The organism is Mycobacterium sp. ABE4_509, assembly GCF_056160785.1.
The window spans coordinates 18,470-31,734 of sequence record NZ_JBSWXU010000051.1; the positions used below are offsets into that span (position 1 = coordinate 18,470).

10 protein-coding genes are annotated in these 13,265 nt (G+C 70.5%); 4 read left to right on the top strand and 6 right to left on the bottom strand.

The window, feature by feature from the left end; all coding sequences use genetic code 11:
- Positions 1–45: 45 nt before the first annotated feature.
- The 3 genes from ACXAID_RS13200 to ACXAID_RS13210 are packed head-to-tail and all read right to left on the bottom strand — an operon-like array spanning position 46 to position 6,559.
- Positions 46–1,287: a hypothetical protein gene (locus ACXAID_RS13200; RefSeq protein ID WP_475022671.1), complete on the bottom strand. Its 1,242-nt coding sequence runs from the start codon at positions 1,285–1,287 to the stop codon at positions 46–48.
- Positions 1,284–2,624: a M1 family metallopeptidase gene (locus ACXAID_RS13205; RefSeq protein ID WP_475022673.1), complete on the bottom strand. Its 1,341-nt coding sequence runs from the start codon at positions 2,622–2,624 to the stop codon at positions 1,284–1,286. The genes ACXAID_RS13200 and ACXAID_RS13205 overlap by 4 nt, the downstream gene beginning before the upstream one ends.
- Positions 2,621–6,559 (bottom strand): Pls/PosA family non-ribosomal peptide synthetase, encoded by a 3,939-nt coding sequence (locus ACXAID_RS13210; protein WP_475022674.1) that lies wholly within the window; start codon positions 6,557–6,559, stop codon positions 2,621–2,623. The genes ACXAID_RS13205 and ACXAID_RS13210 overlap by 4 nt, the downstream gene beginning before the upstream one ends.
- A gap of 224 nt (positions 6,560–6,783) precedes the next feature.
- On the opposite strand from ACXAID_RS13210, the gene ACXAID_RS13215 reads away from it, so the two are divergent.
- Positions 6,784–7,788, top strand: coding sequence for a TerC family protein (locus ACXAID_RS13215; RefSeq protein WP_475022675.1), 1,005 nt, complete (start codon positions 6,784–6,786; stop codon positions 7,786–7,788).
- Here ACXAID_RS13215 and alc read toward each other — a convergent pair.
- The 3 genes from alc to ACXAID_RS13230 form a co-directional block, all read right to left on the bottom strand.
- Positions 7,781–8,815: an allantoicase gene (gene alc / locus ACXAID_RS13220; protein WP_475022676.1), complete on the bottom strand. Its 1,035-nt coding sequence runs from the start codon at positions 8,813–8,815 to the stop codon at positions 7,781–7,783. The two genes, ACXAID_RS13215 and alc, sit on opposite strands and share 8 nt — an antisense overlap.
- A 71-nt stretch (positions 8,816–8,886) precedes the next feature.
- Complete coding sequence (locus ACXAID_RS13225; RefSeq protein ID WP_475022677.1) at positions 8,887–9,411, bottom strand: 2-oxo-4-hydroxy-4-carboxy-5-ureidoimidazoline decarboxylase; 525 nt, start codon at positions 9,409–9,411, stop codon at positions 8,887–8,889.
- A 103-nt stretch (positions 9,412–9,514) separates the two neighbouring features.
- Entirely contained in the window at positions 9,515–10,000 is a 486-nt protein-coding gene (locus tag ACXAID_RS13230) for an inorganic diphosphatase (RefSeq protein WP_475022678.1), read from the bottom strand.
- A 151-nt stretch (positions 10,001–10,151) separates the two neighbouring features.
- Here ACXAID_RS13230 and dacB point away from each other — a divergent pair, with 151 nt between their 5' ends.
- From dacB to tilS, 3 genes are all read left to right on the top strand, one after another.
- Complete coding sequence (dacB, locus tag ACXAID_RS13235) at positions 10,152–11,531, top strand: D-alanyl-D-alanine carboxypeptidase/D-alanyl-D-alanine endopeptidase (RefSeq protein WP_475022679.1); 1,380 nt, start codon at positions 10,152–10,154, stop codon at positions 11,529–11,531.
- Entirely contained in the window at positions 11,528–12,598 is a 1,071-nt protein-coding gene (locus ACXAID_RS13240) for a zinc-dependent metalloprotease (protein WP_421459163.1), read from the top strand. The genes dacB and ACXAID_RS13240 overlap by 4 nt, the downstream gene beginning before the upstream one ends.
- A partial coding sequence (gene tilS / locus ACXAID_RS13245) for a tRNA lysidine(34) synthetase TilS (protein WP_475022680.1) occupies positions 12,577–13,265 on the top strand: 689 nt, incomplete at its 3' end. The genes ACXAID_RS13240 and tilS, both read left to right, overlap by 22 nt.

The following is a 13,265-nucleotide window of genomic DNA, read 5'->3' on the forward strand; positions in this document are numbered from 1 at the left end:
AGTGTCTCCTTCGTCGTCGACCGCAGCGTATTCGCCCGGCCCCCGTCATTGTGCGGCAGGCCCGAACCGGGCCAGAGCCAGCAGGTGCACGCCGATACCCAGCAGTGGTCCGCACATCAACGCGACCACGGTGCGGACCTCGAGGTCCAGCGGCAACAGCAACAGCAGCGCCGAGGCGACGGTCGCCGACAGCCAGCCCGCAGCGTAGGCGCGGTGCAGCGCCGCGGCCACCGTCGCCGCCCCGGTGAGAGTCAGCAGCGCGATCGCCACCGCTGCCGCCGTCAACCAGGCCAACAGTGCGCCGCCGGCCTGGTACTGCTGGCCGAACGCGGTCCGGAGCAGCCACGGTCCGAAGGTCCCGGCCAGCACCACCCCGACCGCGCCGAGCCCCGCGACCAGCGCGGCCGGGGCGAGCAGGGCGCGCAACCGGTGGGCGCGCTGGTCGACGAAGTGCGCGATCAGATTGCCCTGCATGGCGGTCAGCGGCACCAACAGCGGGGCGCGGGTCAGCGTCACGGCGAGGATCACCACCCCGCCCGTGGCGCCGAGATCACCGGAGGTGGCCTTGAGCAGCACCGGGAAGCCCATCACCAACACCGCGCTCGCCCCGGCCGCGGCGGTCGAATGTCCGACACCGCGCAGAAAGGTCGCGGTGTCCCCGGGGGTGCGCAGCCGTGCCGCGGCCCGGGTGGCCGGTGACACGGCCAGCATCAGCAGCCAGCCGACCGCACCGGCCACGGTGGCCCACAGGTAGCCGCCCAGTTCCCAGCCGAGCGCGAAGGTGGCGGCTGCGACCGCCACCCGCGCCAGCGCATCGGTAACCATCAGCGCGCCGTACCCGGACCACCGGTCGAGGCCGGCCAGCATCCCCAGCAGGGTGGTGTGCAGACAGAACCCGGCCAGCCCGAGACTCAGCAGGGCGATGCTCAGCGCGCGGTCGGCGACGAAGACCTGCGCCGACCACAGCGGCGAGGTCGCCGCGATCAGCACCGCGGCCGCGACCCCCACCCCCGCGGCGATGAGCATGGGCCGACTGCGGCCGGGCCCGGCCTGTGCCGAGCGGACTTCGCGGGTCGTCTCCTGCAGCAGGCCGAACGCCGCGCCGCTGGCCAGCCCGAACGCGCCCCAGAACACCCCGAACACCGAGAAGCCGGCCGGTTCGAGATCGCGGGCGGCCAGGTACAGCACCGCGTAGCCGCACAGCGCGGAGACCGCGGTCGCCGCGCCGACACGCACCACGCTGGCCCGGGTGACCGCACCGGAGGGGGTGGCCGCGGCGTCGGTCACGGCAGATCCAGCGGTGGTACCTCCGGGGAGTACAGCCACGCCGCCCACAGCGGGCGAAGCGAGTCCTCGGCGTAGTGGGCAGCCAGGCCGGTGAAGTCGTCGGTGACCACGCTGGCGTGCGCATACCGCGCCGTCCAATCCTGCAGCAGCGCAAAGAAGTTGCTGTCGCCGATCTGGCGGCGCAACACGTGCAGGGTGATCGCGCCGCGTTTGTAGACGCGGTCGTCGAACATGTCGCGCGGGCCCGGGTCGGCGAGCACCAGGTCCTGTGGTGAACTCACCAACCGCTGGTGGTAGTGCTGGGCCCACTCGTCGGCAGTGCTCTCTCCGCAGTGTTCGGACCACAGCCATTCGGCGTAGCAGGCGAAACCCTCGTGCAGCCAGATGTGGCGCCAGCGCTGGGCGGTCACCGAGTTGCCGAACCACTGGTGGGCCAGTTCGTGGGCGACCAGCCGTTCGGAGCTGCGCCGGCCGTCGCAGTGGTTGGCCCCGAAGATCGAGATACCCTGTGCCTCCAGCGGAATCTCGAGATCGTCGTCGGTGACCACCACCGTGTACCCGTCGGCCAGCGGATACGGTCCGAACAGCTTGGTGAACAGCTTCATCATCTGCGGCTGGCGCCCGAAGTCGTGGTCGAAGTCACGGCGCAGCCGGTCGGGCAGCACCGAGAAGATCTCGACGCCGTTCTTGGCCATCCGGCGCCTGCTGTACATGCCGATCTGCAGCGTCACCAGATATGTGGAGGTCGGTTCGGCCTGCTCGTAGCTCCAGGTGGTCATCCCGGATCGCGCCTTGCGGGACAACAGCTTTCCGTTTGCCAGCGCGAAATAGGGGCTCTCCGTGGTGATCTGGACCCCGAAGCTGGCCTTCCCGCTGGGGTGGTCGTCGCAGGGGAACCACGACGACGCTCCGTTGGGCTGGCCGGCCACCAGTGCGCCTTCGGTGAGTTCCTCGAAACCCACCTCGCCCCAGTGGGAACGAATGGGGCGCGGAGTTCCGCTGTAGCGCACGACGACGGTCATGGCGGCCCCGGCGGGCAGCCGGTCAGCCATGGTGATGTGCAGTTTGTCGCCACTGGTGCGGAACTGCGCCGGACGCTTGCCGTTGACGCTCACCTTGGCCACCGACATGGCGCCGGACAGGTCCAGGCTGAACGTCTTCAACTCGGCCAGCGTGATGGCGGTGATGGTGGCCGAGCCGGCCAGCCGGTTGATCGCGACCTTGTACTCCAGGTCCAGTTGGTAGCGCGACACCCGGTAGCCGAAGTTGCCGGTGGTGGGCAGATAGGGGTCGATGACCGGGGGAGAGCCCTTCTTGGTTCGCCTGCGTGCCGTCACGCGGCCGCCGGCTTCTTCGGTTTGGCGGCGGACTGTCCCCGTTTCTTGCGGTCCGGATGCCACGGCGAGATCGGGTTGCCCTGCCAGCGCGTCGAGGCGGGCACCTCGTCACCGCGCACCACCAGCGAGGCCGGTCCGATGGTGGCCCCGGCACCGATCCGCGCCGCCGGCAGCGCCACACAGTGCGGCCCCAGCGTCGACCCCGGTTCGAGCAGCACGGTGTCCATCCGCATGATGCGGTCGTGGAACAGGTGCGTCTGCACCACGCACCCCCGGTTGACCGTCGCACCCGCACCCAGGGTCACCAGGTCGGCCTCGGGCAGCCAGTACGTCTCACACCACACTCCACGTCCGATCTTGGCGCCCAGCGCCCGCAACCACAGGTTCATCACCGGGGTACCCGCGGCGGCCCGGGCGAACCACGGTGCCGCCACGGTCTCGACGAAGGTATCCGATACCTCGTTGCGCCACACGAACGACGACCACAGCGGATGTTCGATGGCGCCGATCCGGCCCACCAACAGCCACTTGGCCAGCACCGCGATCGCCCCGGCCACCGCTCCCGCGGCCAGCAGCACCGGCCCCGCCGCCAGCGCGGCCCACAACCAGCCCACCGACGAAGCCAGGTACTGGATGGCGGCCAGCACACCCACTCCGATGGCGAAGGTGACCACCACGGGCACGAACCGGAACGTCTCGACGGTGGCGCGCAACGCCTTCAGCCGTGCCGACGGGTGGAAGGTGCGCAGCGCGTCGGCGGCGGTCGGCTGGCGCCGCAGCCGCATCGGCGGGCTACCGATCCACGACGAACCCGCCTTGGCCTTGTGCGGGGTGGCCGAGAGCACCGCCACCAGACCGTCGTCGGGCACCCGCCGCCCCGGCTGGGTGATGCCGGAGTTGCCGAGGAACGCCCGCTTGCCGACGGTCGCGCGGGCCACGTGAATCCATCCGCCGCCCAGCTCGTAGGAGCCCACCATGGTGTCGTCGGCCAGGAACGCGCCGTCCTCGACCACGGTGAACTTGGGTACCAGAAGCGCGGTGGAGATCTCGGTGCCGCGGCCCACCTTCGCGCCCAGCAACCGCAGCCACCATGGCGTCAGCAGCCCGGCGTAGACCGGGAACAGGTAGTTGCGCGCGGAGTCCATCAGCCGTTCGGTGGCCCACAGCTGCCAGCCCGACCGGCTGCGCACCGGGTGGTAGCCCTCGCGCAGCCCGACCGCGAGAAGGCGCACCCCGAGCACGGTCAGCACCGCGTAGGTCGCGACGGCGGCCAGGGTCGCCGGGGCCGCCCACAGCAGCGCCGGAATCAGCGCCTCGGTGACGGTCGCGGTGTCGCGCACCGCCCAACCGATCACCGCCAGCCCGACGGCCAGCGCCGCCAGCGGCAGCGCACCGAGAAGGACCGAGGTCAGGCCGTACACCAACACCCAGTGCGGCGCCCTGGGCGGACGGTGATCGGGCCACGGGTGTTTCGCCTTGCCGGACTTGACCGCCGGCGAACCCTTCCAGTACTGCCCGTTCTTCACCTTGCCGACCACCCCCGAGCCCGGTGCGACATCGGCGTTCTTCCCGACGACGGCACCCGGCAGCAGGGTGGTGCGCGCACCGACGGTGGCGTCGTTGCCGACGGTGATCGGGCCCACGTGGAAATCGTCGCCGTCGATCCAGTAGCCGGTCAGATCCACCTCGGGCTCGACCGAGCAGCGGTGCCCGAGGGTCAGCATGCCCGTCACCGGCGGCGCCGAATGCAGGTCGACGCCCTTGCCGACCTTGTTGCCCAGCGCGCGGGCGTAGTACACCAGCCACGGCGCACCGGCCATGTTCTCCGCTCCGGACGCCTCGGCCAGCCGCTCGGCCAGCCACACCCGCAGGTGCACCGGCCCGCCGCGGCGGTAGCTGCCCGGTTCGAGATTGCCCAGCAGCACCCGCGCCGAGGCGACCGCGATACCCATCCGGCCCGGTGGGGTGACGAACAGCAGGAAACCGGCCACGATCCACCACCAGCCGATCGGGGTGGCCCACGGCACCAGATCCAGGCGCGCGGCGACATTGTTGGCGATCGCCAGCCACACCACCCACGCCATCCCGGTCAGCATCGCCAGCGGGACCGTCAGGGCCACCTGCGCGGCCTGGGCCAGACGCGACACCGGGGTGACCACCCGGGTCTGCACCGCTGGGGGCGGCTCGAGCTCGTCGAGGAAACCGGCCAACGAGCCGAGCCTGGGACGGTCGTAGAGTTCGGCAACCGTCATCTGCGGATAGCGTTGCCGCAGTGCGGCGATGAGCTGCGCGGCCGACAAGGAGCCGCCGCCGAGGGCGAAGAAGTCGGCCTCCGGCCCGTCCACCGGTGCGGCGAGCACGTTGCGCCACAGGCCGGCCAGCCAGCCCATGGTCCCGCCCAGGTCCGGGGAGTCGCTGGTGTCGTCATCGACGGGCCAGGGCAGTGCGTTGCGGTCGACCTTGCCGGACGTGCGGGTGGGCAGCTCGTCGACCAGAACCAGGCGCGGCACCAGGGCGGCCGGCAGCGACTCGGCCAGCGCGGCCCGCGCGGCGGCCAGGTCGAACGACGAGGGCGAGCTTGCCGGCGAAACAGCTATGTAGCCGACCAGCAGCGGAGTGCCGCTCGCGGTGCGCCGCACGGCCGCCGCGCCGCCGCTGACCCCGGGCAGGTGCACCAGCGCGTTGTCCACCTCACCGAGCTCGATGCGGCGCCCGCCGACCTTGACCTGATCGTCGGCTCGGCCGACGAAGTAGAGCCCGTCGGTCTGCAGCCGGACCAGATCGCCGCTGCGGTAGGCGCGGCTCCAGGATCCGTATCCGCTCAGCGAGGGCATCGCCGCGTACTTCTCGGCGTCCTTGTCGGGGTCGAGGTAGCGAGCCAGGCCCACTCCGCCGATGACCAGTTCGCCGACCTCCCCGATCGCGACCGGCCGGCCCTCCTTGTCGACGACGGCCAGATCCCATCCGGGCAGCGGCAGTCCGATGCTGACCGGGCCGGTTCCGGTCAGCCGGGCCGCGCAGGCCACCACGGTCGCCTCGGTGGGGCCGTAGGTGTTCCACACCTCGCGTCCCTCCACCGCGAGCCGCTCGGCCAACTCCGGCGGGCAGGCCTCACCGCCGAAGATCAGCAGCCGCACCGCCTCGAGCGCCTCGGCCGGCCACAGCGCGGCCAGGGTGGGCACGGTGGAGACCACCGTGATGTCGCGGGACACCAGCCACGGGCCCAGGTCCATTCCGCTGCGGACCAGCGAGCGCGGCGCCGGAACCAGGCAGGCACCGTGCCGCCAGGCCAGCCACATCTCCTCGCACGACGCGTCGAAGGCCACCGACAGACCCGCCAGCACCCGGTCGCCGGGGCCGAGTGGGCTGTCCTGCAGGAACATCTGGGCTTCGGCGTCGACGAACGCCGCTGCGCTGCGGTGGGTGACCGCGACGCCCTTCGGGGTGCCGGTCGAGCCGGAGGTGAAGATGATCCATGCGTCGTCGCGGCTCAGCGGCGCGGCGGCGCGCCAGCCGCGCGACGACCCGGGGCCGCGGACCATGCCCTGCTCGGTGATCACCGCGACCACGCCGGCCTCGGCGAACACCAGTTCGGCGCGTTCGGGCGGGTCGTCGGCGTCGACCGGGACGTAGGCGGCGCCGGTGGCCAGCGTGGCCAGGATGGCGACGTAGAGCGCATAGCTGCCCGACGGCATCCGGATGCCGATGCGGTCGCCGCGGCCGATGCCGCGGGCCGCCAGCCACGCCACGCTGTCTTCGATGTCGGAGATCAGCTCGGCGTAGGTCAGCTGGATGGTGCCGTCGTCGAGGGCCGGCGCGTCCGGGTGGCGGCGTGCGGTGTCGTAGAGAATGTCGATGAGGGTGCGCGGTTCGGGGGCCAGGCCCGACAGCACGAACTGGGCCGGGATCTCGGGCGTTGGATCCGCTGCTGTCACGGGTACAAACTACTAACTGTCGGCGGTGACCCGGCGGCGTCGGGTGCTGCCAGGTTTCGCGTGTCGGAACAGCGCCTGGCAGAATGACGCCCCTGGAGGGGAGTATTCCTTTCGCCACAGCGTCGTCACCACGTCGTCACCCAGTCACGACCGGTGTTGTGGGCTGCCGGTCCCATGACGGTGGTGGAAGAGACCTCCGGCGTTGAACAACGACCGGAGGTTGGATGAACGTCAGCGGGCTGGAGTGGGCGATCACGCTCACCGTCACCATCGCGATCCTGCTTTTCGATGTGATAGTGATCGGGCGGCGCCCCCACGAACCGTCGCGACGGGAGACGGCGACCGCGCTGAGCATCTACGTCGGGCTGGCTGTGGCGTTCGGGCTGTGGACCTGGTCCTTCCACGGCAGCCAGTACGGGCTGGAGTTCTTCGCCGGCTGGCTCACCGAATACAGCCTCTCGGTGGACAACCTGTTCATCTTCTTGATCATCATGGCCAGCTTCAAGGTGCCGCGGATCTATCAGCAGCAGGCCCTGCTGGTGGGCATCATCCTGGCGCTGATCTTCCGGGGCGTGTTCATCGCGCTCGGCGCGGTGGCCATCGCGCGGTTCTCCTGGGTGTTCTACATCTTCGGCGCGTTCCTGCTCTACACCGCGGTCAAGTTGGTGCGCGACACCGAACACGACGACGACGCCGACAACACGGTGGTCCGGTTCGCCCGGCGACACCTGTCGTTCACCGACACGTGGGACGGGCTGAAGCTGTGGATCAAGGATCACAGCACCAACGGCAAGCGGCTGATGACGCCGATGTTCCTGGTCATCATCGCGCTGGGCACCACCGACCTGATCTTCGCGCTGGACTCGATCCCGGCGATCTACGGCCTGACCCAGGAGCCCTACCTGGTGTTCACCGCCAACGTGTTCGCGCTGATGGGTCTGCGTCAGCTCTACTTCCTGCTCGGCGACCTGCTCAAACGACTGGTGTACCTGTCCCAGGGGCTGGCGTTCATCCTGTTCTTCATCGGGGTCAAGCTGCTGCTGCACGCGCTGCACGAGAACGAACTGCCGTTCATCAACGGGGGCCGCGGTGTTCCGGTTCCGGAGATCCCCACGCTGTGGTCCCTCGGGGTCATCGTGGTCACCCTGCTGATCACCACGGCGGCCAGCCTGTACAAGACCCGCAAGGACGCCCGCCGGCTGGGCGCCGAGGTCGAGGACGTCAACTAGCGCTGGCGTCCCATCGGGCGCAGACGTCCTGCAGCCCCCCGGGTGTCAGCGCGCCGAACAGCCGTACCCGGGCCATCCCGCCGTCGGGGTAGACGTCCAGGCGCGCCGCGGTCACCGGGCGTTCGTCGTAGATCCGGAAGCGGTGCCGGGTGTCGGGCTGCAATTCGGTCAGCGGCAGGATCTCGAACCACGCGCCGTCGCCGTCGCGGCCGGACAGCCGGGCCGAGCCCGGCGCGTTGCCGATGAAGTACGACGTGTCCAGCTCCACGGCGTTGAGCACGCCCTGGCCCGCCAGCTTGATCTCCACCCAGTCGTTGCCGGCGTCACGCCGGCGCGAGGTCTCCCAGCCCTCGCCCATGGTCCGCGCCACGCCGGGCAGCAGCAGGTTGTTCGGCGAGCTGTAGAACATGTTGGAGCAGGCGGTGATCCGGCCGCCGTTCTCCAGCGCCGCCAGGTCCAGCGTCATGTTCTCGGCGAAGTCGGGGTTGATCAGCCCCTCGCCGTGCACGCGGAAGCGCGCCACGCCGCCGTCGGGATAGATGGACAGCCGAACGTGGGTCCAGCGCCTCGGCGAGGAGGTGGTGAACGGATTGCGGGTGTCCCCGTTGACCGGTGAGCGTTCCACGATGGTGGTCCAGTCGGCCTTGTCGACCAGCTCCTCCACCGAGGGAAAGCCCTCCACGTGGGCGGCTTCGACGGAGACCTCGGGGGGATAGTTGCCGGTGAACCACGCGGTGTCCACGACGACGCCGCGTACGACCGCGGGCGCCCCGAGCCTGATGATCGCCGAGTCGTGCGACTCTTTGGTGACCCCGCGGCGGCGGCGGGTCTCCCAGCCGTCATAGACCTGCCCCTTGTGGCCGAACGTGGCCGGGCGGTGTTCGGCGGGGCTGGGCTTTACCAGGTTCTCCTTCTCGGCGAACACGTCGTCGTTGGCCCACAGCACGGCGCCACCGGCGGACCGGGCGGCAAGGTCGGGAAGGGACAGAAAGTGGGAATGACCTGTGGGTCTCGACGGGGTGCTCACCGGAACGAGCCTATGCGAGCGGTGCGGGCCCGTCGTCGCCAGCTGTGCTCACCCCCGGCGGACGGCCGGGTTCAGCCCCAGTTGTCGTAGCCGCCCTCGGGGCCCAGCATCCGTTCCAGGCGGGTGCGGTTGATCCGGGCCAGTTCGTTTCGGACCACTTTGCGTTCGGTCTCGGCGTCGTTGTGCATGCGGTCGGCCATGGTGGTGAGCACCTCGTCGGCGCCGTAGCCGTTGACGTACATGACGAACCCGAATCCGAAGTGGTCCAGGTAGGCCTTCGAGGCGGCGGTCAGCTCGGCCATGATCTCGGGCCGCTCGTCGACGATGGCGCACTGCTCGGCCTGGGACTTCTCGCTTCCAGGCCGGCGGCCCACATCGGGGTAAGCCTGCAGAATCGAGTCGATCGAGTCCTCGCCGAGCCCGAACAGCAGCGTGTCGGCGTAGCGGAAGAGCTGATCGTGGCTGTCGAACGGGCGAGCGCGGGCCAGGTCGGCGGCCAGCGGGACGCTGTAACAGCATTCGAAGATCGCGTGCACGGCCCGGCGCATCGGCATCGCGTTGAACGCGTCCAGGCCGATCCCTTGATGCAGTAACACACCGCCATGATCGAAGCCCGATGGAACGTCGGCGTTACGCAGTGTTACGTCGACGCAAATTCCCCTGTGGCGTAAGTCTCACCCGGCCCGATCGGCCGGCGAATCAGTGCCCGGAGGTCTTGAACCGCTCGATCGAGCGATTCACTTCGGCCTCGGCCTCTTCGCGGCCGACCCAGTCGGCGGCCTTGACGAACTTGCCCGGCTCGAGGTCCTTGTAGTGCACGAAGAAGTGTTTGATCGCCTCGAGCTCGAACGACGACACGTCGCCGATGTCGGTGATGTGGTCCCAGCGCGGATCGGCCAGCACGCACAGCACCTTGTCGTCGCCGCCCTTCTCGTCGGTCATCCGGAACATGCCCACCGGGCGGGCCTCCAGCACGCACCCCGGGAACACGGGTTCGGGAAGCAGCACCAGCGCGTCGAGCGGGTCGCCGTCCTCGCCCAGGGTGTCCTCGATGTAGCCGTAATCGGTCGGGTAGCCCATGGCGGTGAACAGATAGCGGTCCAGCTTCACCTTGCCGGTGTCATGGTCCACCTCGTACTTGTTGCGTGAACCCTTCTGGATCTCGATGAGCACATCGAACTGCACCGTCGTGACTCCTCAATGTCCGTGTTGGCGATGATCCGCCGACGTGGCGTGTGACCATGGGGCCGTCGGGTGACGGCGCGGCTTAACAGTAAACGAGGGATACCCTGCTCTACAGGGGTGGTTCTGGTTGTCGATCGAGGGCAGGAGAGACATGCGGCCCGCTCGTTGGCAGCGGTCCACCTACGTGGTGGTCGGCGCGGCGGTACTGCTGCTGGTGGTGGCGGTCGTGGTGGCCGCGGTGCTGGTGGCCTCCCGCCAGTCCGGCGAGCCGATCGCGGTGCCCCCCGTCCCGCCGCCGGCCAGCGCGCAACCCGAGGTCGTGCCGGTGTCCGACGCGGCGGACACACCGACGCCGCGGGGCCTGGCCGCGGTGCTCGCACCGGTGTTGGCCGACCCGGACCTGGGCCGGTTCACCGGCCGGATCAGCGACGCCCTGACCGGCGACGAGCTGTGGTCGCAGGGTGCCGACGTGCCGATGCAGCCGGCCTCCACCAACAAGCTGCTGACCACCGCCGCGGCGCTGCTGGCGCTCGATCGTGAGGACCGGCTGACCACCCGCGTGGTGTCGGACACCCCCGGGGTGGTGGTGCTCGTCGGCGGCGGCGATCCGACGCTGTCGGCCGCCCCGCGCGGCGAGGACACCTGGTACCAGGACGCCGCCCGCATCGTCGACCTCGCCGACCAGGTGCGACGCAGCGGGTTCGCGGTCAAGAGAGTGCAGGTCGACGTCAGCGCCTACAGCGGACCGACCATGGCGGTGGGCTGGGACCCGCGCGACATCGACGGCGGCGACATCGCCCCGATCGAGCCGGTGATGCTCGACGGTGGACGCACCCAGCCGGTCAGCGTGGAATCGCGGCGGTCCAAGACCCCGGCGCTGGACGCGGGGCGGGCCCTGGCCGTGGCGTTGGGGGTAGACCCGGCGACGGTGCGAGTGTTGCCGCCCGGCCACGGCGTCGAGGGCACCGAGCTCGCGTCGGTGCAGTCGCCGCCGCTGATGGAGCGCATGCACGACATGATGAACTACTCGGACAACGTGATGGCAGAGTCCATCGGCCGGGAGGTCGCCGCAGCGCTGGACCGCCCGGCGAGCTTCGACGGTGCGGCCCGGTCGGTGCTGAACACCCTCGCCGACGCCGGTGTCGACACCGGGGGCGCGCGGCTGCTGGATTCCAGCGGCCTGTCGGTCGACGACCGGCTGACCGCCACCACCCTCGACGAGGTGCTCTACACCGCCACCGGTGACACCCACCCGGCGCTGCGGCCGCTGGTGGATCTGCTGCCGATCGCCGGCGGCAGCGGCACCCTGTCCAACCGCTACCACGACACCGAGGCCGGTCTGGCCGCCGTGGGGTATCTGCGCGCCAAGACGGGCTCGCTGACCGCCACCAACACTCTGGCCGGCATCGTCACCGACGAAAGCGGCCGGGTGCTGACGTTCGCGCTGCTGTCCAACGAGGCCGGCCCCACCGGCCGCACCGCCCTCGACGCGTTCGCCGCGACGATCCGCTCCTGCGGGTGCAACCGATGAGCCCGCAACGCGCGGCGGGTTTCGACGTGGGTCGCGCCGTCGACTGGAATCTGGCGGCGACGCTGGGCGGCAAGCTGGCCCGGCCGCAGCCGGCCGCCACCGACTACACCCGCAGGCAGGTCGTCGACCAGCTCACCGCCTCGGCGCGCGCCGCCGAGGTCCCGGTGCGGGAGGTCACCGGGCTGGCCGAAGGCGGTGACATCCCCGAGGCGCGGATCGTCGACCGGCCGGAGTGGATCGAGGCGGCCACCCGCTCCATGCGGGTGATGACCGGCGGGAGCGTCGACGACGCCGCGAAACCGCGGGTGATCAGCGGACGCATCGCCGGAGCGCAGACCGGCGCGGTGCTGGCTTTCGTGTCCTCGGGCATCCTCGGCCAATACGATCCGTTCGCCGCGGGAGGCGGTGAGTTGCTGCTCGTCTACCCCAACGTCATCGCCGTGGAGCGTCAGTTGCGGGTGGTTCCGAGCGATTTCCGGATGTGGGTCTGCCTGCACGAGGTCACCCACCGCGTGCAGTTCCGGGCCAACCCGTGGCTGGCCGAGCTGATGTCGGAGTCGCTGGCGGTACTGACCGACGACGGCGGAGAGGACGTCACCGCGGTCGTCGGCCGGCTGGCCGGGTACCTGAGGGAACGTCGCAGCGCCGCCGACGGCGAAGCTGCCGAACCGAATTCGTCGGGTGTGCTGGGTCTGCTGCGGGCGGTGCAGTCGGAGCACCAGCGCGAGGCCCTGGATCGTCTGCTGGTGCTGGGGACGTTGCTGGAGGGGCACGCCGACCACGTGATGGACGCCGTCGGTCCCGCGGTGGTGCCCTCGGTGGCCACCATCAGGCGCAGATTCGACGACCGCCGGCAACGCCATCAGCCGCCACTGCAGCGGCTGATGCGGGCGCTGCTTGGTATCGACGCCAAGATGAGCCAGTACACCCGGGGCAAGGCGTTCGTCGACGCGGTGGTGGCCAAGGTCGGGATGGCACGTTTCAACACGGTCTGGTCGAGCGCTGAAACCCTGCCGTTGCCAACGGAAATCGACGAGCCGCAGCGATGGATCGACCGGGTGCTCTAGCCGAACTGCGGGCCGCGTTGACCCGCTTCGTCGGTGCTCACGATGTCGGTGACACATGGTGCGTCGCCCTGTCCGGTGGAGCGGATTCGCTGGCGCTGACCGCGGTCGCGGCGGCGATGCGGCCGACCACCGCGCTGATCGTCGACCACCGCCTGCAACCCGGCTCCGACGAGGTGGCCCAGACCGCGCGCGCTGCGGCGGTGGCGCTGGGCTGCGTGGATGCAGCGGTCATCGGTGTCGACGTCGGGACCGCGGGCGGGCCGGAGGCGGCCGCCAGGACGGCGCGCTACCGGGCTCTCGACCGCGCCAGGGCGGGAGCCCCGGTCCTGCTCGGGCACACCCTCGACGACCAGGCCGAGACGGTGCTGCTGGGCCTGGGGCGCGGTTCGGGCGCCCGCTCCATCGCGGGCATGCGTCCCCACGACCCGCCGTGGTGCCGCCCGTTGCTCGGGGTGCGCCGCGCGGTGACCCGGGCGGCGTGCGCGGAGGCGGGGCTGACCCCGTGGCACGACCCGCACAACACCGATCCGCGCTACACCAGGGTGCGGTTGCGCACCGAGGTCCTGCCGCTGCTCGAAGACGTCCTGGGCGGCGGGGTGGCCGAAGCGCTGGCCCGCACCGCGACCGCGCTGCGCGACGACGGCGAAGCCCTGGACAGGCTGGCCGC

Coding starts and splice junctions, on each gene's coding strand:
- ACXAID_RS13215 (WP_475022675.1), top strand. CDS start 6,784: ATGAACGTCAGCGGGCTGGAGTGGGCGATCACGCTCACCGTCACCATC.
- dacB (WP_475022679.1), top strand. CDS start 10,152: ATGCGGCCCGCTCGTTGGCAGCGGTCCACCTACGTGGTGGTCGGCGCG.
- ACXAID_RS13240 (WP_421459163.1), top strand. CDS start 11,528: ATGAGCCCGCAACGCGCGGCGGGTTTCGACGTGGGTCGCGCCGTCGAC.